This window comes from Pseudoxanthomonas dokdonensis (assembly GCF_001431405.1).
Lineage (GTDB): Bacteria > Pseudomonadota > Gammaproteobacteria > Xanthomonadales > Xanthomonadaceae > Pseudoxanthomonas_A > Pseudoxanthomonas_A dokdonensis.
This window is the reverse complement of sequence record NZ_LDJL01000002.1, coordinates 299,993-319,752: the sequence shown is the minus strand read 5'-3', so window position 1 is coordinate 319,752 and position 19,760 is coordinate 299,993. Positions and strand designations below refer to the sequence as shown.

Sequence of the window (19,760 nt, the reverse complement as noted above, 5' to 3'; positions counted from 1 at the left end):
CTTTCCACCCTCAAGGAACCTCTGCAATGCAAAAACAGATTTTCGTCAACCTGCCGGTGCGGGACCTGGACAAGTCCAAGGCGTTCTTTGCCGCGCTTGGCTATCAGTTCAATCCGCAGTTCAGCGATGACAAGGCCGCCTGCATGATCATCAGCGACAGCATCTTCGTGATGCTGCTGGTGGAGCAGTACTTCCAGGGATTCACCAACAAGCCACTGTGCAACGGGCGGGCTTGTACCGGCGCGATCCTGGCGCTGTCGATGGAATCGCGCGAGCAGGTCGATGCGATGCTCGACAAGGCGCTGGCCGCCGGCGGCAGCGAACCGATGCAGGCGCGTGACTACGGCTTCATGTACCAGCGTGGCTACGAGGATCTGGACGGCCAGTTGTGGGAAGTGCTGTACATGGACCCGGCGCACGTGCAGTAACCGGGGTGGCTTGCCAGGTACGCCGGCGGATGCTCTGATCCTGCAATGGATCTGACCGCCATTCATCGCAGCATAGACGCGTTGTGGCGCATGGAATCGCCACGACTGATTGCCCGCGTCACCCGCATCGTCGGTGACGTGGGCGTGGCCGAGGAGCTGGCGCAGGACGTGTTGCTGACCGCGCTGGAACAATGGCCGGACAAGGGCATGCCCGACAGTCCGGCCGCCTGGTGGATGACCGCGGCCAAGCACCGTGCCATCGACCACGTCCGGCAACGCCAGCGCCACCAGCAGAAGCAGACGGCCCTGAGCTACGAGTGGGACATGCAGACCCAGCCAGGCCCGGACGACGATGACCGACTGCAGGACGATGTCGGCGATGATCTGTTGCGATTGATGTTCATCTCCTGCCATCCGGTTTTGCCGCTGGAGGCAAGGGTGGCGTTGACCCTGCGTCTGCTGGGCGGCCTGGGTACCGACGAGATCGCCCGCGCGTTCCTGCAATCGGAGCCGACCGTCGCGCAGCGGATCGTGCGTGCCAAGAAAACCCTGGCGCAGAAGCAGGTGGCCTTCGAAGTGCCGCGCAAGGCCGAGTGGGAGCAACGGCTGGACGCGGTCCTGCAGGTGATCTACCTGGTATTCAACGAAGGCTATTCGGCGACCTCGGGCGAAGACTGGCTGCGCCCGGCCTTGTGCGAGGAGGCGCTGCGGCTGGGCCGGGTCTTGGCCGGGCTGCTGCCGCACAGCAGTGAAGTCCACGGCCTGCTGGCGTTGATGGAGCTGCAGGCATCGCGCAACAAGGCGCGGGTGGATGCAGAGGGCCGTCCCGTGCTGCTGTTGCAGCAGGATCGCGCGCGCTGGGATCAGCTGCAGATCCAGCGCGGGCTGGGCGCGCTCGATCGCGCGGTCGAGCTGGGCGGTGCGCGGCAGCCGTATGCACTGCAGGCGGCAATTGCCGCCTGCCATGCGCGGGCACGGCAGCCACAACAGACCGACTGGCAACGGATTGTCGCCCTGTATTCGCAACTGGCGCAGGTAACACCATCGCCCATCGTCGAACTCAACCGTGCGGTGGCCGTGGCCCAGGCCGAGGGTGCCGCCGCCGCGTTGCCGCTGGTGCAGGCACTGATCGGGGATGACGCGCTCAAGGACTATCCGCACCTGCCGGCGGTGCACGGTGATCTGCTGCAACAGCTGGGCCGGTTGCAGGAGGCGCGTGCGGCGTTCGAAAGCGCCGCCGCGCTGACCCGCAACCAGCAGGAAAGGCAACTGATGCTGGCGCGGGCGCAGGCCTGTGGCTAGCGCATCACCGCACGCGCCTGGGCATGGGCGGTGCCGCTTCAGCGATTGACGATCTGCATCATGCCGTCGCCATAGCGCTGACCGGCAACAACGTCGGCGGGGAAGATTGCCGCGATCGCGTCCAGCTCGCTTTCGCTCAGCACCACATCCAGCGCGGCCAGGTTTTCATCGAGATAGCGCTGACGCTTGGTGCCGGGAATCGGCACGATATGCTCGCCCTGCGCCAGCACCCAGGCCAAGGCCAACTGGCTCGGGGTGACGCCCTTGTCGGTGGCCAGTTGCCTGACCTGTTCAACCAGTTGCAGGTTGCGCTGGAAATTGTCGCCGATGAAGCGCGGCGAGCTGCGTCGATAATCATCGGCATCGAAATCCTCCGGCGAGGTAATCGCACCGGTCAGGAAACCACGCCCCAGCGGCGAGTACGGCACGAAACCGATGTCCAGCTCGCGGCAGGTCTGCAGCACGCCGTTGTCTTCCGGATCGCGTGACCACAGCGAGTACTCCGACTGCAGCGCGGTGATCGGATGCACCGCATGGGCGCGGCGCAGGGTCGCCGGGGCCGCCTCTGACATGCCCAGGTAACGCACCTTGCCCTGCTCGACCAGCCGCGCCATCGCGCCGATGGTGTCTTCAATCGGCACCTGGTCATCGACCCGGTGCTGGTAATACAGGTCGATGTGATCCACCTGCAGGCGCTTCAGGCTGTCATCGCAGGCCTGCCGGACATAGTCCGGGTGGCCGGAGATGGAACGCGCCGACGGGTCGCTGGGATCCAGGCGGATGCCGAACTTGGTGGCCAGGAACACCTGATCGCGGCGGCCCTGGATGGCCTTGCCGACCAGCACTTCGTTGGTATGCGGGCCGTACATATCGGCGGTGTCGAGCAGGCTGACGCCGCGCTCAAGTGCGTGGTGGATGACCGCGATCGAGTCGGCGTCGCTTTCGCGACCACCATAGAACGCGCTCATGCCCATGCAGCCCAGGCCCAGGGCCGAGACGGTGGGACCGTTGTTGCCGAGCTTGCGAGTCTTCATGCGTGTCTCCGGGTGAGGGGAGCGGCCACTGTACGGTTGCGATTCATCCGGAAAAACCCGGATGATTGGCATGGACTTGTTAGCAGGACTTCAAAATGACCACGCCACCCTATGCCGCGGTCTGGGCGTTCACCCGGGTCGCCCGGCATGCCAGCTTCACCCGAGCGGCGATGGAACTGGAGGTCTCGCCGTCGGCGCTGTCGCAGACCATTCGCGGCCTGGAGCAGCGAATGGGCGTGCGCCTGCTGCAACGGACCACCCGCCGGGTTGGCTTGACCGAGCATGGCCAGCGCTTCCTGCAGCAGGTGGTCGACGGCCTGGGCCAGATCGACGCGGCATTCGCCGATCTCGAGAGCACGTCCGAACAGCCGGTCGGCCATCTGCGCATCAATCTGGCCCGGACCGCGGCCCGCGATCTGGTGCTGCCGTTGCTGCCGGGTTTCATGGCGCTGTATCCGCAGCTGCAGGTCGAGCTGTACACCGACGACAGCATGGCTGACCTGGTCGCCGGTGGTTTCGATGCCGGCATCCGGCTCGGTGAGGCGTTGGCGCAGGGGATGGTCGCGGTGCCGATCAGCCCGCCGCAGGAGATGGTGGTGGTGGCGACCCCGGCGTACCTGCAACGGCACGGCACGCCGGTGACACCGGCGGATCTGGCCGACCACGATTGCGTGCGCTTCCGCCTGCCGGGCAGCGGTCGCCTGATGGCGTGGGAATTCAGTCGCGACGGCCGCGACTTCGTGGTCGAAGTCAGTGGCCGCCTGATCGTCAACGACAGCTCGTTGTTGCGGATGGCGGCCCTGACCGGGCAGACGCTGGTGCAGGCGATGGTGACCGTGGTCGCCGATGACCTCGGCGCCGGCCGCCTGCAACGGGTCCTGCAGGCCTACACACCGCCATTTCCCGGCTATTACCTGTACTACTCCAGCGCTCGGCAGATGCCGCGCAAGCTGCGGGTGTTCATCGACTACCTGCGGCAATCGATGGACATGCAGACCGCCTGATCAGGCCTGATCGCGGAAGTAGGCTTCAACCTTGCCCTTGACCTTGAGCGTCATCGGGTTGCCACGACGGTCCTTGGACTTGCCGACCGGCACCCGTACCCAGCCTTCGCTGACGCAGTATTCTTCGACGTTGTCGCGCTCGACGCCGTTGAAACGGATGCCGACGCCGCGTTCGAAGGTGGCTTCGTCGTAAAACGGGCTGCGCGGGTCAGCGGCAAGGCGGTCGGGAGGGGTATCGCTCATGGCAAGGCTCGGGATGGATGCGGGCTACCGCGGGGGCGCCAAGGATAAACCGGGCCGCGTCCAGGCCAAAATCATGCCGGCCGCCGCGTCCGGCCATGCCCGCTTACAGCCTACAATGGGCTGCCCTGCGAGGAGACGACCATGATCCTGCCCGACGATGACTTCGAAGAAGTCGAAGATCCCGGTTACGACGACGATGACGACGATATCGATACCGATGATGTCGAGGCGCTGGTCTGGAACCTGCTGCTGCTGATCAACCCCGGCGATGAAGAAACCGCGTTGCGCCAGTTCGCGATCTACCGCGACGCCATCGCCCAGGGCGATGCCGACGAGGAAGAACCGCAGTGGGCGCTGAAGGATGCCATCGACTGGACCTCCGGGTTCTACGTGGACTGGAAGGACACCGAGACCTTCGTCGACGTGATCAACGAGCTGATCAAGCGCTGGAACCTGGACATCGATTGGGGCGGCGACATCAGTGACGAGGAGTTCCTTGATCGCACCGATGTACCAGCACTGATGGCGGTGGCCTACGATCGCCTGCGCGAACATGGCTACAGCCTGTGGACCTGGGATACCGGCAGCGATTCGCACGCCGGCTGGATAGCGCTCAGCCGCGATGACGAAGGCATGCAGCAGCTGTGCCAGGTGCTGGGGATCGAAATACGCCCGGGTAGCGACGCGTTCTAACCTGCCCACGTAGAGCGGAGCTTGCTCCGCTGCTGACCACGCAACATTCGCAGGCAAGCTGCAGCGGTGCCGACAGCGCTATCGAGGGCAGCTGGAATCGGCTGCGCCGGTGGCTGCTGGCTGTCCCTGGCGGCCCTGTTCGCGGGCGCGGCGGATCACCGCGCGGACCTGTTCGCGATCACGATGGCGGGAAATCGCGACCGCGCCCAGGGCGATGGCATTCTCGCGCAGCGCCGCGGTGAGATCGTAGTGCGCGCCGCTGGTCTTGTTCTGGAACGCACGTCGCGGCAGCCCCAGTTGCGCGGCCATCGCATGCAGCTCGTCCAGGCTGTCGGCCATCATGTGCGCCCAGCGCTGGCCGCGCCACAGCACTACTGCATCGTCAACGTAGACGCTCATGTCGCAGCGCTCATCGAATGCCTGCGCCGCTGGCGTTTCACCTGCGCACCATCCGGTCCATTAGGTGTTCGAGAATCCGGCCCAGGTCGCCATCGCAGCGCCCCATGTGCACCGGCGAGGCCTGGATCACCGCGCTGCGCTTGGCGGTCAACCAATGGAAGCGGGCGCGCGATGGCAGCAGGCCGATCGGCGCGGCGCGTGGTCCACCGGCACAGATCAGCGGATAGGCCGCCAGGTGCCGGCTGATGGTTTCGACATCGGCATCCGGCGCCAGCGCCAGCAAGCGACGGGCATCCAGCTCGATGCGAGCCTGCAGCCAGTCCAGGCGCTGGCACGACAGGATCACCCCAACATTGATGAACTCCTCGCGCTCGACCCGCGGCACCACCCGAATCACGGCGTAGTCGTAGCTTTCATGCCCGTGCATGGATCGCCTCCTGCAGCCATGCCTGCCGCTGCGCCAGCCGCGCGCACAGATAGTCGACGTAGGCGGCGCGTTGGCCAGTGGCATCGGCGAAGGCGTCCGGCCCCTGCAGCCAGTCATCCGGCAGCTGGCCGACGATGGCTTCAAGCACCTGGCGATCAAGTCGCCCGGCCAGTTCGGCATCGACCTGCTCGATGGCATCGGCCCACGGCAGCAACACGTGATCCTTGATCAACGGGAATGGCTTGCCGGCACTGGTGCTGCTGCCATCCCAGCCATGGTGGAAATACAGCGAGGCACCGTGATCGATCAGCTGCAGGCGACGATGCCAGATCATCAGGTTGGGATTGCGTGCGCTGCGATCGACATTGCTGGTGAACGTATCGAACCAGACGATGCGCGAGGCCAGATCGGCGTCCGGGTGCTCGGCCACCGGATCGAAATTGATCGCACCGGGCAGGTAATCCAGCGCCAGGTTGAGGCCTTCGCTGGCGCGGATCAGGTGCTGGATTTCGGGGTCGCCTTCGGTTCGCGCCAGTTCGCCATCCAGAGCGGCGAACACCAGTTCCGGCATCGGCAAGCCCAGTGCCTGGGCGATGCCACCGGAGATCAACTCGGCGACCAGCGCCTTCGGACCCTGGCCGGCGCCACGGAACTTGAGCACGTACATGCCATCGTCATCGGCCTCGATGACAGCCGGCAGCGAGCCGCCCTCGCGCAGCGGGGTGACATAGCGGGTGGCGGTGACCGAGCGCAGTTTCATCGCGATAGCATACGGAGCTGGCGCACAAACGGCGACCGCCAGGTCAGAGCCTGGCGGTCGCGGTGCTTGCGGCGGTGGCCAACGTCAGTCGGCGAGCTGGGCCTCGGCGCCGTCGCGCTGTAGCGGATTGGGCAGCGGCTTGCCGTTTTCGGTGAACGACAGCGACACCGAATTCAGGCAGTGGCGCTCATGGGTCGGCGGCGGGCCATCCGGGAACACATGACCCAGATGGCTCTCGCAGCGTGCGCAGACGATTTCGGTGCGCACCATGCCGTAGCTCTCGTCACGGATTTCGCGCACATGGCTGCTGTCGTAAGGCGCGAAGAAGCTGGGCCAGCCGGTGCCCGAGTCGAACTTGGCGCTGGAACGGAACAATGGCAACCCGCACAGACGGCAGCAGTACACGCCCTCCAGCTTGTTGTCGAGGAACACCCCGCAGAACGGTGCCTCGGTACCGTGTTGCAACAACACCCGGCGCTCTTCGTCGCTCAGGCCGGCAACCAGTGCCTCGCGCTGGGCGGCGGTGGGGGGGCTGAGATCAAACTGGCTCATGCGACGCTCCTTGGACGGGGTGAAATACTCCCCTTATATGGTGATGCAGGGCCGGCCACGCAAGGCCGCCCAGCGGCCTGTCCGGTTTATCATCCAAATGACATTTGCGCCTTCAAGGAGAAGTGCATGAGCGAATATGCCCGCGGTACTTTCGAGGTCTCAATGCAGCCGGTGGCCGGCGATGAAGGCGCCGATGCCACGCTCGGCCGCATGCTGCTGAGCAAGACCTTCAGCGGCGATCTGCAGGCCAGCGGCGATGGCCAGATGCTGACCGCGATGGGCGAGGTTGCCGGCTCCGCCGCTTACGTGGCCATCGAGCGCGTCAGCGGCCAGCTGCATGGTCGCCAGGGCAGCTTCGCGCTGGTCCACAGAGGGGTGATGTCGGGCGACCAGCGCCAGCTGCAGGTCGAGATCGTGCCTGATTCGGGCAGGGGGGAACTGGCCGGTATCCGCGGCCAGCTGGATATCCGCATCGAAGCCGGCCAGCACTTCTACGAACTGGCCTACACGCTGTAAACGCCCTCAGCGCTTGGGTTCACCAAACTCGCGCCGCAGCCAGTCGTCGATCATGCGCTTTTCATAGCGCAGCGTATCGGTGTCCATCGAGTTGCTGCCCATCAGGAATGCCGAATCGACCAGCTTGCGTTGGCCTTCCGAGATGACCTGGCCATTGCCGTCGCTGAGCTTGAAATCCAGGCTGATGCGCGGCGGGTAGATATCCTTGATCACCCGCACCGTGTCCAGGTTGGGGCTGGCGCCGGTTGGCAGGTAGCTGCCGGCGCGGGTGATGTCGGTGATGGTGATGTCCAGCTGCTGGCCAGGCTGCAGGTACCTGGTCGCTTTGTCCTGCATGTACTGGGCCAGATCCTTGACCCAGGTGCCGCGCTCGGATTCGCGCCGGTTGCCGCTGTAGCGCATCTCGCCAAACTCGGACGGATCGTTCCATTGCACGCTGACCGGCTGGGTCTGCGGCAATGCCCGTGGCAGCGAGGGATCGGTGACCTTGACTACTTTGGCAATGGCACCGACCGATGCCAGGCAGCCGAGCAGGACAAGTGAAACAAGCAACAGACGTTTCATGTGATACTCCATATGGGAGATGATTAACATTCTGCGCCGCCGATCCAGCGCAGGCAATGGTTAACCGGGTGACATGGGCAATCGGATTGTCCGACGGTTCATGCCAATCCCGGCAGCTGCCACCGGCAGTATCGCAAACGCAGTCGCCGCAGTTGTTTCGAGTCCGCGTCGCTACACGGAGACAACCATGATCACGCGTCATGATGTTGCATGCGATTGTGCGGAAATCCCGCTTGTTTTTGCTTATCTGGATCATCCACACCACAATGGGTGTTGTTGTCCGTTTAATGTTAGTGGTGTTTTTTTGTCCAGGTATTGGTGGTTGGCAGGTGCTTTTTCCCTGCTGTGCGCGACGGCTCCAACCGCGCAGGCGGAGCAGGATTACGATTTTGATGTAGGCGGGGCAGTGCGTTTCAACTACAGCTGGCTCGACTATGGCCCGACCGCCGGCGACGGCGATTTCGATCTGGAACTGGTGCGCTTCAATTCCAGCGGCCATGTCGGCCGAGCGTTCTATTCGCTGGAATATCGCTGGTACCAGGATTTCGACGCCGTCCATCACGCCTATGCGGGGGTCAAGCTGGGCGAGGATTCGGATATCCGAGCCGGCGTGGTCCAGGTGCCGTTCGGCCTGCTGCCGTATGCGTCGCAGAGTTTCTGGTTCGGCTCCGGTTACTACCTGGGCATCGAGGATGACTACGACGCCGGCATCGTCTGGCAGCGTAAATCAGGGCCGCACCAGCTGCACGCGGCCTACTTTGCCGGCGACGAGTACGGCACCGGAAAACGTTATGACCGCTATTCGTTTGACGTGGCGCAGACCGAACAACTGCCGTATCGCGAGCGGCGCCGGGTCAACCTGCGCTACGAACATGCCAGCGACGGCGGTGGCCTGACCTGGGGTGCGTCGGCCTACGCCGGCCATGTGCAGAACCGCGACAGCGGACGCGACTACGGCCAGTACGGGGCGGCATTGCACGGCCAATGGAAGCAGGGGCCGGCCACGGTGCAACTGCAGTGGGCGCGTTACCGCTACGACGTGCCGGGCTCGCGCATCGCGATGTCGGCATTCCTGTTTCCGTTCGAGATCGCCGCCGAAGCCGACGTGCCGACATTCAATGTCGCCTATGCGGTGCCGCGCAGCGGTTGGTTCGACGGCATGACCTGCTACAACAACTTCAGCATGACCCGGCCTGTCGATCGCACGCCGGATCTGGGCGATTCCTACCAGAACGTCACCGGCTGCAGCTTTGCCAAGGGCCCCATGTTCACCTATGTCGACTGGATTGCCGGGCGTAACATGTGGTTCGTGGGTGGTTCGGGCATCGGCATCGAGGAGCCAGCGTCGGATCGCTGGCGTTCGCGGCTCAATGTCAACGTCGGGTTCTATTTCTGACAGCAGGTTTTCCTGCAGCATCCCATCATCATTTTCTTGTCATCCGATGGCGCCCCTGGCGCCGTCCTCATCAAAGGAACGATCCAATGAATGAGGCAACCTCTCCCGGACCCAAGCGCTGGTACCGGATCAACGCACCGGTCTTCATCACCTCGGCGGTGCTGGTGCTGTTCTTCGTGGTGCTGGCGGTGGTCGCGCCGCAGCAGTCCGAGCAGTTGTTCGGCAACGTGCAGGCCTGGGTCATCGATACCGCTGGCTGGTTCTACGTGCTGGCGGTCGCCGGCTTCCTGGTCTTCGTGGTGGCGCTGGCGTTTTCCAGCATGGGCCAGCTGAAGCTGGGCCCGGACCACAGCCAGCCCGATTACAGCTACACGTCCTGGTTCGCGATGCTGTTCTCCGCCGGCATGGGCATCGGCCTGATGTTCTTCGGCGTGGCCGAGCCGCTCATGCACTACGCCACGCCGCCGGTTGGCGACCCCGGTACGGTCGAGGCCGCCCGCCAGGCGATGCGGGTGACCTTTTTCCACTGGGGCATGCATGCATGGGCGATCTACGCGGTGGTGGCGCTGTCGCTGGCCTACTTCTCGCATCGCCACGGCCTGCCGTTGACCATCCGTTCCTCGTTGTACCCGTTGATCGGCGATCGCATCTACGGTCCGATCGGCCACGCGGTGGATATCTTCGCCGTGCTCGGCACCGTGTTCGGCGTCGCCACCTCGCTCGGCCTGGGCGTGATCCAGGTCAACTCCGGCCTGCATTACCTGTTCGAGGGCATTCCAGCCAACAACGTGACGCTGCAGATGGTGCTCATAGCCGGCATCACCGCGCTGGCGACACTGTCGGTCGGACTGGGCCTGGACACCGGCATCAAGCGGGTCTCCGAGCTCAACATGATCCTGGCGGTGTCGCTGCTGGCGTTCGTGCTGGTGGCCGGGCCAACGGTGTACCTGCTGCAGACCCTGGTGCAGAACACCGGCATGTACTTCTCCAACCTGTTCGAGATGACCTTCAACCTGTATGCCTACAAGCCGACCGGCTGGCTGGGTGGCTGGACGCTGTTCTACTGGGGCTGGTGGATTGCCTGGTCGCCGTTCGTCGGCATGTTCATCGCGCGGGTGTCGCGCGGCCGCACCATCCGCGAGTTCGTGGTCGGCGTGTTGCTGGTGCCACTGGGCTTCACCTTCATGTGGATGACCTTCTTCGGCAACACCGCGCTGCACATGGTGATGGTCGATGGCATCCACAGCCTGGCCGATGCGGTGGCGCAGGACAGTTCGGTGGCGTTGTTCGACTTCTTCCATCACCTGCCGTTCGCCGGCATCACTTCGATGATTGCCACCTTGCTGGTGGTGACCTTCTTCGTCACCTCCGCCGATTCCGGCGCGCTGGTGGTGGACATGCTGACCTCCGGTGGCGAAGAGGAATCACCGCTGTGGCAGCGGATCTTCTGGGCCAGCCTGGAAGGCGGGATCGCCGCGGCGCTGTTGTGGGCCGGCGGACTGAAAGCACTGCAGGCCGGCACCATCGCCAGCGCACTGCCGTTCTCGATCATCATGGTGCTGATGTGCTGGGGCATGTTGCGGGCCATGCGCATCGAAGTGCTGAAACGCGCCACCTCGCGTAGTGCGCGGGTCATGCCGATTGGTGGCCCCAACAGCAGCCACTGGAAGGCTCGCCTGGAAACCGTCATCGCCCATCCCCGTCGCGCCGAAGTGATGGCCTACCTGCAGGAGCAGGTCAAGCCGGCGCTTGCCGAAGTGGCGGCCGAGCTCAACCGGCAAGGCATGCCGTCGCGTGTGGAGAGCGGCGAAGACGGCCGGGTCTGGGTCGACGTGGGCCAGGGCGAGGAAGCGGACTTCTTCTATTCGGTGCACCCGCGCGCCTACGAGCCGCCATCATTCGTGCTGCAACAGCGGCGCAAGGGCAAGGCCGACGATCAGTACTATCGCGCCGAAGTACACCTGAAGGAAGGCGGGCAGGGCTACGACGTGATGGGCTGGAGCAGGCAGGATCTGATCAACGATGTCCTCGATCAGTACCAGCGCCATCTGCACTTCCTGCACGTGTTGCGCTGACCCGATTGGCGGCAAGGGTGGTTTGGCTGTGGCCGCCACCCTTGCGATTCCGCGTCGCGCCCGCATTGATAGGGTTTGCCGCCCGCGGGCGGCGTCAACGCAGAGGTCCGCATGTCGCAGCCAGTCAAGATAGATTTCGTCTCCGATGTCGCCTGCCCCTGGTGCGCGGTCGGGCTGAAGTCGCTGGAACAGGCGATGGCCAACATCGGCGGCGAGTTGCAGGTGGAGTTGCGCTTCCATCCGTTCGAGCTCAACCCGGACATGCCCGCCGAGGGCGAGGACGCGATCGAGCACCTGACCCGCAAGTACGGCATCACCGCCGAGCAGGCCGCCGACAACGGCCAGGCCATCCGCGAGCGCGGGCAGGCATTGGGGTTCACCTTCAACATGGACAAGCGCCGTCGCATCCATAACACCTTCGATGCGCACCGCTTGCTGGCCTGGGCCGAACAGCAGGGACTGTCGCAGCAGCGTGACCTCAAACTGGCGCTGCTGCAGGCCTACTTCACTGACGGCCGCGACGTGTCATCGGAAGAGGTACTGGTCGATTGCGCCAACGCGGTGGGCCTGGATGGCGAAGGCGCCCGCAAGATCCTGCAGTCGGACGACTACGCCGAGCAGGTGCGTGCGGAAGAACTGTTCTATCAACAGCACGGTATTACCGCGGTGCCCTCGGTGATCTTCAATGAGCGCCACCTGATCCAGGGCGGGCAGCCGGTAGCGTTGTTCGAACAGGCGCTGCGGCAGTTGTCCGGGATTGCCGCGCCAGCCTCGCCCTGAGGCGCTGGCGGGTCGCCGCGGCCTCAACCGTGGCGGCTCAGCTCCACCGACTCACGGCCGGTGTCCATGATGACTGCGGTGGGGATGCCATGATGCTCGTGCAGGGTCACAGCCAGCAGCTTGGCCTTGTCGCGTGCTTCGCCGAACTGGGCGAACCACGAACTTCCATAGATCCCTTCGTACAACTGCCAGCCTTGATCGTTGGCGGTGATGGTGAATAACAGCCGTTGCATGTCCTTGCCCCTTGTGATGCGGCCCGTCCGGGCACCAGGCAAGGATGCCGTCCCGGACCAGGATTCACATTCAGTCGGTGCCGCTCTGTGCTGTAGGAAAATTCCTAAATCGACTCGCCGGTCGCCTCGCCGGGTGCGGCGAGAGGGGGACTGGCGAGCCCGATCGGGCGCTCATCGCAGGGATTGATGGCTGACCACACGTTGCCGCTGACCTCAATCCAGCAGCGGCTGCAGTGCCGGCCAGACGTGATCGCGCAGCTGCGGCTGGGCGGCGGCGACCGGATGCAGATTGTCGGCCTGGAATGCCGCACGGTCGCTGGCGATTGGCTCGAGCAGGAATGGCACCAGCGCGGTCTGGTACTGGCCTGCCAGATCCCGGTAGTTGGCCTCGAAGCCACGGGTATAGTCGGGGCCATAGTTGGGCGGGATGCGCATGCCGATCAGCAGCACCTTGGCCTTTGCTGCCTGCGCCGCCTTCACCATCCGTTCCAGGTTGTCGCGGGTCTGCTTCAGCGACAATCCGCGCAGACCGTCGTTGGCGCCCAGTTCGATGACCACGACCGCCGGTTGGTGGCGTTGCAGCTCGCCAGCCAGCCGTGAGGCGCCACCAGCGGTGGTTTCGCCGCTGATGCTGGCATTGACCAGTTTCCAGCCCGGCTGTTGCTGCTGGATGCGATCGGCGGTCAGCGCGACCCAGCCTTGCTTGACCGACAGGCCATAGGCGGCCGACAGCGAGTCGCCCATCACCAGTACCGTGTGCGTGTTGCCCGCCTCTGCGGCCGGCTGTTGCGCGCTTGCCAGCGATGGCAGCCACAGCGCGACCAGCAGCATCAGCGGCAGCGCCCACCAACCCATGGCACATTGAAGCGGTCGGCGTTTGCCCGCATAACCTGATTTCATAGCTGTCTCCGAACCCTCAGACCAAGGACCATCATGGCCGATTCTTCCCCCCTGCGCGCTGAAGCCGGCGTTGCCACCCCGCCCGCTGCGCCGGCGCTTTCGGTCACCGGCCTGGGCAAGCAGGTAGCGCTGCCGGATGGCAAGTTGACCCTGCTGCAGGACGTGAGCTTCGAGATTGCCGCCGGCGCGACGGTGGCCATTGTCGGTGCGTCCGGATCCGGCAAGAGCACGCTGCTGTCGTTGTTGGCCGGGCTGGATCTGCCCAGCGGTGGCGAGGTGCTGCTGGATGGCCACGCGTTGTCGGCATTGGACGAAGATGGTCGCGCCCGCCTGCGTGGGGAGAAAGTCGGTTTCGTGTTCCAGAGTTTCCAGTTGCTGCCCTCGCTGACCGCGTTGGAAAACGTCATGCTGCCGCTGGAATTGCGCGGCGATGCCGAGGTCGAAAGCGCGGCCCGCCGGATCCTCGATGATGTCGGCCTGTCGCAGCGACTGGGCCACTATCCACGCCAGCTCTCCGGCGGTGAACAGCAGCGGGTGGCGCTGGCGCGTGCATTCGTCACCCGCCCGGCGCTGCTGTTCGCCGATGAGCCAACCGGAAACCTGGACACCGCTACCGGCCAGGGCATCATCGAGTTGTTGTTCGCGCTCAACGCCCAGGCCGGCACCACCTTGGTGCTGGTGACCCATGATGATCACCTGGCCGCGCGCTGCGGCCAGACCCTGCGCCTGGATAGTGGCCGGCTGGTGCCGGCATGAAGGCGCTAATGCTGGCCTGGCGCCAGCTGCGTCGTGACCTGGCCGCAGGCGATGTACGCATCCTGTTCGCCGCGCTGGTGTTGGCGGTAGTGGCGGTGACCGCGGTGGGTTTCGTCACCGACCGCGCGGAGCGCGCGCTGACCATCGAGGCCAATCGCCTGCTCGGTGGCGACGTGGTCATCCGAGGCGACGCGCCGATTGCCGATGATCTGCGCCGGGCCGCGCAGGCGGCTGGCCTGCAACGCACCGAAACCGTCGAGTTCCCCAGCATGATCCGCGCCAGTGGCGACCTCAAGCTCGGCGATGTGCGTGCGCTGGATCAGGGCTTCCCGCTGCGTGGCCGCTTTCGCATCATCGACGCCGGCCAGTCCGGCGATCACGATGCCGACGCCATTCCCGCACCCGGCCAAGCGTGGCTGAGCCAGGCCGGGGCCGACACTCTCGGCGCCAAGTTGGGTGATGTGATCGGACTCGGCAATCAGGAATTCCGCTTGACCGCACTGGTGGTACAGGAGCCGGATGCGGCACTGGACTACCTCAATGTCGCGCCCAAGCTGTTCATCAATCTGGCCGATCTGCCCGGCACCGGTCTGGTCCAGGAAGGCAGTCGGCTGCGATACCGGCTGGTGGTAGCTGGCGATGCAGCCGCGGTGCAGTCATTCGTGACCACCAGCAAGCCGCTGCTGGCACGCGGACAACGGCTGGAAACCATCCAGGATGCACGACCGGAAATCCGCTCGGCACTGGACCGCGCCGGTCGCTTCCTCGGCCTGGCAGCGCTGGTATCGGTGATTCTGGCCGGGGTTGCGGTGGCGATGGCCGCGCGCCGCCATAGCGAGCGGCATCTGTCGGCCAGCGCGGTGATGCGTTGCCTGGGCGCCAGCCAGCGCACGCTGGTGATCATCCATGTCGGCGAATTGATATTGCTGGGTTTGATGGCCTGCAGTGTTGGCGTGCTGCTCGCCTTCGGCCTGCAATGGGGTGTCGGCCGGTGGCTGGCGCAATCGATGCAACTGGATATTCCACCGGCCAGCCTGTGGCCCGCGCTGCAGGGTTATGGCGTCGGCATGGTGGTGTTGCTGGCATTTGCCGCACCGCCGGTGCTGGCCCTGCGCCGGGTGCCGGCACTACGGGTGCTGCGCCGGGATCTGGATCCGACCGAGCCTTCGGCATGGCTGGTCGCGTTGGCCGGATTGATGGGCCTGGCCGCGCTGCTGTGGTGGAAGGCGGGATCGCCGGTGCTGGCGACCGCGATGCTGCTGGGCATTGCCGCCACCTTGCTGGTGCTGGCGTTACTGGCGTGGCTGCTGATTTACAGCGTGCGGCGCCTGCGTAGCCAACTGCGTGGCAGCCTGCGTTACGGTCTGGCCAATGTCAGCCGCCGTGCCGCGACCAGCATCGCCCAGATCTCGGCGCTTGGCCTGGGCCTGATGGCGCTGTTGCTGTTGACCTTCGTCCGCACCGATTTGCTGGACCGCTGGCAATTGGCGCTGGCTGCCGAGGCGCCGAATCGTTTCATCATCAACGTGCAGCCGGAGCAGATGCAGCCGGTTGCCAGATTGATCCAGCAACAAGGCCTGGCCGCACCGACGTTGTACCCGATGGTCCGTGGCCGCCTGCAACAGCACAACGGCAAACTGGTCAGCGGCCAGGATTATGCTGAGGCCGACGATCAGCGTGCTCAGCGGCGTGCCGATCGCGAATTCAATCTGTCCACCGCCAGCGAGCTGCGCGAGGACAACGTGGTCACCGCTGGTCAATTCTGGGGCAGCCGTCCACTGGCAGGGACCGAGTTCTCGGTTGAACAAGGCTTTGCCGAATCACTGGGCTGGAAGATTGGCGACACCGTGGCCTTCGATGTGGCCGGGCAAACCCTGAGCGGTCGCATAAGCAGCCTGCGCAAGGTCGATTGGGAAAGTTTCCGGCCCAACTTCTTCGTGCTGGCGTCGCCCGGCGCGTTGCAGGATCTGCCTGCCAGCTACATCACCGCGGTCAGCGTGCCGGCCAGCAACCGCGGCTTCACCCGCGCGCTGGTGGAAGCGTTCCCGAATGTTTCGGTGATCGATGTCGACGCCGTGCTCAAGCAGGTGCGCAGCACCGCCGATCAGGTGTCGACGGTGGTGCAGGTGGTGTTCTGGTTTTCGCTGGCAGCGGGAATCCTGGTGCTGCTGGCAGCGGTCAGTGCCAGCCAGGACGAACGCCTGCTGGAAGGCGCGGTGATGCGGGTACTCGGTGGCAGCCGCCGGCAACTACGCCTGGCACAGGCCTCGGAGTTCGCCACCATCGGCCTGATTGCCGGCGTAGTGGCTGCCATTGCCGCCTCGACGCTGGCCGCGGTCATCGCCAGCCAGGTGTTCGATCTGCCGTGGCGACTGAACTGGCAGATGGCGATCACCGGCGCCTTGCTCGGCATGCTGGCCGCGCTGCTGGCCGGCCTGTTTGCCACCCGCAAAGTGCTGGACGCCCCGCCCGCGGTCACCCTGCGCGAGCTGCAGGGCTGACGCAGTTCCTTCAAGCATTACCGAATGGACGACATCGTTTGGCTGCGATTGCGGACAAGGTTCCAGCAGGAAGTCACAGATATTGCCGGATTGGTTTCGCTGTCGAGCGTTTGCTAGGCTCGAACACGGAACACGGAACACGGAATTGGCGCCAGGCCACGCCGATGTCTGCCTGACCGGCAATAGCGGCCGGGCTGGCAGATGGGCACTCGACAGACTAGACAGGAAAGCCCTTGGACGGTCGCACAAGGAAATGCATGAACATGAAATGGAATCTTTTCGCCATCGCCGCCAGCCTGGGTCTGGCGGCCTGCACCCAATCACCCACCCACGCCGCCGCACCAGCCGAGCAGGAGCCCGTCATGAGCCCACAACAGGCCGCCATCAAGGCACAGATGAACTACCAGCCGGTGGAATGGCCGCTGCGGTTCGAGCGGCATAACTTTGGCGTGCGTTGCTATGACACCTTGAGCTGCAGTGTCTGGTATGGCGGCATGGAGCGCGGCAATCACGATGCTGCACCGCCTTCCTCCAAGTATGGCGCGGGCTATCTGGACAATTGGAATGGTAGTCAGATATTCGACAATTTTCCGCCGCCTGCGGAAGTCAAATGGCAGACCAAAGACGGCCAATGGCACCAGGCCGAGATTGATATCGGCGAGATCTTCCGTGACCAGATGGTCCGGCACAATGTACCGCGAGAGGAAGTTGCGGACCAACCGGAGGGGAAAATCGGCTCAGTAGCCAACATTCTTCTTGAAGTAAATGACCACACTATCCGTGTGTATATGCGACAACGAATTCCGTTGAAGAAACAGGTTCCAATAGCCGGTCAGTTGCGCCACGATCGTCGCTATGACCTGATTCTGGTCAAGACGTACACCTACTGAGCAAGGAGGCGAATCATGGGAGACGTGTTTTCAGGCGGCAGCCATCGCCAAGCGGGAACCGACGATCTGGAGCTGTACGAACAACTGCGCCGGCAGCAGCGTCATCTTCTTGTGCCGTTACTGCAACGCCACGACCATCCGCACGAATACCTGTTCTTCGCCCTGTTCGATGGCACCGGCCAGGATGTCAACAATCCAAAGCAATTGCCAACCAATATCGGGCATCTATCCGTCCAGGCCGACCAGCTGGAGCTGGATCCCCGTAGTCGTGTCAGCAGTCATTACATAGCGGGCATTGGCACCCAGCGCAATCCGCTTGTCCGGCTGACCGACAAAGCCTTTGCCTATAGCTGGGACGAAAAAATCGAGGCGATGTACCGGCAACTGGCAGATCAAACGGCTGAGTGGCAGCGACTGGACAAAGAGGCCAAAGTCAGCGTTGTCGAAGTCGGCTACAGCCGAGGCGCGGTACTGGTGCCTGGCTTTGCCCGGCTGGTCGATGAATACGGCATCGCTGATCCGGATGGCTTGAGCTTCGGTCGCGACGCACTCGGCAATATCACCGTGGTCAGCCCGCATCCGCCGTTGCTGGAGCCGGGCCAGGTGGCGCAGGCATTTGGCTTGTTCGACCCGGTGGCGACCAATCTGCCGGCCAATTATGATGCGCGCCGGCCGTCGTCGGTGGTGTCCGGCTTGTCGCTGCTGGCAGACCACGAGCAGCGCATGTTCTTCGCGCACCAGACCATCATGGAGGCGCAACTTACCCCGGACCAGCGCTTCCTGGGCGCACCGCTCGCTGGCGGCCATTCCAATATCGGCGGCGGCAACGCACAGGCGGGCCTGGAGTCGCTGGCGTTCAACCGTATGAGCGACTACCTCAATGCATTGAGCGATCGACCATTGTTCCAGCCGCGGCCATTGCCGGCCGATCCTGGCCAGTACACGATTTACCAGGTCGAAGGCGCCACCGCTGTCTGGGGAGCGCGCCTGGACCGTGATGGCGAGCGCGACCTGCAGCAGGAGCTGGCCAACTGCAAGGTGGTCGACCTCTGCCGTGGAGGCGAACCGGTGGACCTGGCGTTGGCCCAGCAGTTTGAATGGCGGACGATGACGCCGACAGCCGGCCAGAAACCGCCCCCGATGCCCGATGCGGTGGCATCGGCGGTGGAAGAGATGGTGCCGGTTTCAGCCGCGCAACAGCAGGCCGATGCGCTGACCGACCGCTACCTGCGCGCGTTGATGGCCGGTGACGAAGCCGGCATGCGCGAGTCATCGATAGCGCTGTTCGACTCCGAGCCCGGCCAGCAATGGATGGCCGACAGCCGGCGGGAAATGGCAGGGCAGCAACAGCAATTAGCCAGTCGTGACGCGCCTTTGTTCGCGCAGGCGATGACGAAACTGCAACAGCTGGGGCCGCAGCCCACCGTCTATACCGATCTGGCCGACATGCAGCGGGTGGCCGGGGTGATTGCATTGGAAGCGACCCGGAAGGGCATGCCGGCGATCGACGATATCCAACTGCGTGACAACGGCCATCTGCAGATAAGCCGCAGCCACCCGCACCGGGACATGCTGACCCATCTGATCGAGGTGGACCCGATAGTTGCCGGCATGCGGCCACTGCAGGAAAGCTTCCAGCAGCGTGAGCAGGAAGTCCAGCAGCAGATTCAAGCGCAACAGCAGCTTGAGCTGGAACAACAACAGATCAGTACGGCTCGCGGCCTGTCGCGTTGAGCCAACAGTTATGAATCAACAGGAGAGAAGCAGGATGGAACCGCGCAATCAACCTGACCGGCTGCAACAGACCGCCATGGCTACCGCCGCATTTGAGAAGCTGCTGGCACGGTTGGAACAGCAAGTCGAGCAATCGCAGGCGGTGTGGCGCCGCCATGGCGAAGAAGAGCATGCCCGCCTGCAGCAAGCCATGCAGGTCATGTTCCAGCAGCAACAACAGCGCACCGAAGTGGCCTTGCGGCCGAAAGTGCTGTTGGCCTGGCAAGTGGTGGCCGGCACCGCGCTGCTGCTGATATTGCTGTTGGCCGGGGGGCTGCTACTGTTGAAGCAGACCTACGCCAGTTTGCATGCCGCACAGGCGCAGCTTGAAGCGACCCAGATTGAACTGCAAGAACGCCAGCCGCAATAGCAGCTCGGCTGATTTCCTGCGCTTGCCAATCCTGGCCGATGCCGGCGAGCGTTCCACTTCCACATGCTACACACCTCAGTGGACGCAATCAGGACGCGATGACACTGGCTTCATCCCGAAGTCGAACAACAATCGGACAACAAAAGGCGCAGAAAAAGAGCCGC

Annotated in this window: 22 protein-coding genes; 13 read left to right on the top strand and 9 right to left on the bottom strand. The window is 64.1% G+C overall.

From position 1 onward, the window contains the following. Positions 1 to 26: 26 nt before the first annotated feature. Positions 27 to 428 carry a VOC family protein gene (locus ABB29_RS02720; RefSeq protein ID WP_057657067.1) on the top strand — a complete coding sequence of 134 codons (402 nt, stop codon included), beginning with the start codon at positions 27 to 29 and terminating at the stop codon, positions 426 to 428. Positions 429 to 473: 45 nt separating this feature from the next. After that, positions 474 to 1,730: an RNA polymerase sigma factor gene (locus tag ABB29_RS02715; RefSeq protein WP_057657066.1), complete on the top strand. Its 1,257-nt coding sequence runs from the start codon at positions 474 to 476 to the stop codon at positions 1,728 to 1,730. 38 nt (positions 1,731 to 1,768) lie between these two features. On the opposite strand, the gene ABB29_RS02710 is transcribed toward ABB29_RS02715, so the two are convergent. Then, positions 1,769 to 2,764 (bottom strand): aldo/keto reductase, encoded by a 996-nt coding sequence (locus tag ABB29_RS02710; RefSeq protein ID WP_057657065.1) that lies wholly within the window; start codon positions 2,762 to 2,764, stop codon positions 1,769 to 1,771. Between the two features lie 95 nt (positions 2,765 to 2,859). Here ABB29_RS02710 and ABB29_RS02705 point away from each other — a divergent pair, with 95 nt between their 5' ends. After that, positions 2,860 to 3,768: a LysR family transcriptional regulator gene (locus ABB29_RS02705; RefSeq protein WP_057657064.1), complete on the top strand. Its 909-nt coding sequence runs from the start codon at positions 2,860 to 2,862 to the stop codon at positions 3,766 to 3,768. Here the strand turns inward: ABB29_RS02705 and ABB29_RS02700 are convergent, their stop codons facing one another. Further along, positions 3,769 to 4,011, bottom strand: coding sequence for a DUF3297 family protein (locus ABB29_RS02700; RefSeq protein WP_057657063.1), 243 nt, complete (start codon positions 4,009 to 4,011; stop codon positions 3,769 to 3,771). It abuts the gene before it with no gap. 147 nt (positions 4,012 to 4,158) lie between these two features. Here ABB29_RS02700 and ABB29_RS02695 point away from each other — a divergent pair, with 147 nt between their 5' ends. Further along, complete coding sequence (locus ABB29_RS02695; protein ID WP_057657128.1) at positions 4,159 to 4,704, top strand: DUF6630 family protein; 546 nt, start codon at positions 4,159 to 4,161, stop codon at positions 4,702 to 4,704. A 78-nt stretch (positions 4,705 to 4,782) separates the two neighbouring features. Here the strand turns inward: ABB29_RS02695 and ABB29_RS02690 are convergent, their stop codons facing one another. The 4 genes from ABB29_RS02690 to msrB form a co-directional block, all read right to left on the bottom strand. Next, positions 4,783 to 5,103 (bottom strand): DUF4031 domain-containing protein, encoded by a 321-nt coding sequence (locus ABB29_RS02690; RefSeq protein WP_057657062.1) that lies wholly within the window; start codon positions 5,101 to 5,103, stop codon positions 4,783 to 4,785. A gap of 37 nt (positions 5,104 to 5,140) precedes the next feature. Beyond that, on the bottom strand, positions 5,141 to 5,530 hold the full coding sequence (locus ABB29_RS02685; RefSeq protein WP_057657061.1) for a DUF3037 domain-containing protein: 390 nt from the start codon (positions 5,528 to 5,530) through the stop codon (positions 5,141 to 5,143). After that, positions 5,517 to 6,284: a HipA family kinase gene (locus ABB29_RS02680; RefSeq protein ID WP_057657127.1), complete on the bottom strand. Its 768-nt coding sequence runs from the start codon at positions 6,282 to 6,284 to the stop codon at positions 5,517 to 5,519. Before ABB29_RS02680 ends, ABB29_RS02685 begins: the two co-directional genes overlap by 14 nt. Positions 6,285 to 6,374: 90 nt before the next feature. After that, positions 6,375 to 6,842 (bottom strand): peptide-methionine (R)-S-oxide reductase MsrB, encoded by a 468-nt coding sequence (gene msrB, locus ABB29_RS02675; RefSeq protein WP_057657060.1) that lies wholly within the window; start codon positions 6,840 to 6,842, stop codon positions 6,375 to 6,377. A 126-nt stretch (positions 6,843 to 6,968) separates the two neighbouring features. Between msrB and ABB29_RS02670 the strand changes: the two genes are divergently transcribed. Next, on the top strand, positions 6,969 to 7,358 hold the full coding sequence (locus tag ABB29_RS02670) for a DUF3224 domain-containing protein (protein ID WP_057657059.1): 390 nt from the start codon (positions 6,969 to 6,971) through the stop codon (positions 7,356 to 7,358). A 6-nt stretch (positions 7,359 to 7,364) separates the two neighbouring features. On the opposite strand, the gene ABB29_RS02665 is transcribed toward ABB29_RS02670, so the two are convergent. After that, positions 7,365 to 7,922 carry a DUF3016 domain-containing protein gene (locus ABB29_RS02665; RefSeq protein WP_057657058.1) on the bottom strand — a complete coding sequence of 186 codons (558 nt, stop codon included), beginning with the start codon at positions 7,920 to 7,922 and terminating at the stop codon, positions 7,365 to 7,367. A gap of 406 nt (positions 7,923 to 8,328) precedes the next feature. Here ABB29_RS02665 and ABB29_RS02660 point away from each other — a divergent pair, with 406 nt between their 5' ends. The 3 genes from ABB29_RS02660 (at position 8,329) to ABB29_RS02650 (ending at position 12,173) form a co-directional block, all read left to right on the top strand. After that, positions 8,329 to 9,318, top strand: a complete 990-nt coding sequence (locus ABB29_RS02660) for a hypothetical protein (protein WP_245622520.1) — start codon at positions 8,329 to 8,331, stop codon at positions 9,316 to 9,318. An 86-nt stretch (positions 9,319 to 9,404) separates the two neighbouring features. Continuing rightward, positions 9,405 to 11,393 carry a BCCT family transporter gene (locus tag ABB29_RS02655; protein WP_057657057.1) on the top strand — a complete coding sequence of 663 codons (1,989 nt, stop codon included), beginning with the start codon at positions 9,405 to 9,407 and terminating at the stop codon, positions 11,391 to 11,393. 111 nt (positions 11,394 to 11,504) lie between these two features. Next, complete coding sequence (locus ABB29_RS02650; RefSeq protein ID WP_057657056.1) at positions 11,505 to 12,173, top strand: DsbA family oxidoreductase; 669 nt, start codon at positions 11,505 to 11,507, stop codon at positions 12,171 to 12,173. A 23-nt stretch (positions 12,174 to 12,196) separates the two neighbouring features. On the opposite strand, the gene ABB29_RS02645 is transcribed toward ABB29_RS02650, so the two are convergent. Together ABB29_RS02645 and ABB29_RS02640 are read right to left on the bottom strand one after the other, a co-directional pair. Then, entirely contained in the window at positions 12,197 to 12,406 is a 210-nt protein-coding gene (locus ABB29_RS02645) for a hypothetical protein (protein ID WP_057657055.1), read from the bottom strand. A gap of 213 nt (positions 12,407 to 12,619) precedes the next feature. Beyond that, positions 12,620 to 13,261, bottom strand: coding sequence for an arylesterase (locus tag ABB29_RS02640; RefSeq protein WP_245622519.1), 642 nt, complete (start codon positions 13,259 to 13,261; stop codon positions 12,620 to 12,622). A gap of 78 nt (positions 13,262 to 13,339) precedes the next feature. On the opposite strand from ABB29_RS02640, the gene ABB29_RS02635 reads away from it, so the two are divergent. From ABB29_RS02635 to ABB29_RS02615, 5 genes are all read left to right on the top strand, one after another. After that, positions 13,340 to 14,062 carry an ABC transporter ATP-binding protein gene (locus ABB29_RS02635; protein WP_057657054.1) on the top strand — a complete coding sequence of 241 codons (723 nt, stop codon included), beginning with the start codon at positions 13,340 to 13,342 and terminating at the stop codon, positions 14,060 to 14,062. Further along, positions 14,059 to 16,563: an ABC transporter permease gene (locus tag ABB29_RS02630; RefSeq protein ID WP_057657053.1), complete on the top strand. Its 2,505-nt coding sequence runs from the start codon at positions 14,059 to 14,061 to the stop codon at positions 16,561 to 16,563. Before ABB29_RS02635 ends, ABB29_RS02630 begins: the two co-directional genes overlap by 4 nt. Before the next feature lie 257 nt (positions 16,564 to 16,820). Then, positions 16,821 to 17,453 (top strand): hypothetical protein, encoded by a 633-nt coding sequence (locus ABB29_RS02625; RefSeq protein WP_157062462.1) that lies wholly within the window; start codon positions 16,821 to 16,823, stop codon positions 17,451 to 17,453. Between the two features lie 15 nt (positions 17,454 to 17,468). Then, complete coding sequence (locus ABB29_RS02620) at positions 17,469 to 19,187, top strand: T6SS phospholipase effector Tle1-like catalytic domain-containing protein (RefSeq protein ID WP_057657051.1); 1,719 nt, start codon at positions 17,469 to 17,471, stop codon at positions 19,185 to 19,187. Next, a complete protein-coding gene (locus ABB29_RS02615) occupies positions 19,138 to 19,596 on the top strand; it encodes a hypothetical protein (RefSeq protein ID WP_157062461.1) in 459 nt (152 codons plus the stop codon). The genes ABB29_RS02620 and ABB29_RS02615 overlap by 50 nt, the downstream gene beginning before the upstream one ends. Positions 19,597 to 19,760: the final 164 nt, after the last annotated feature.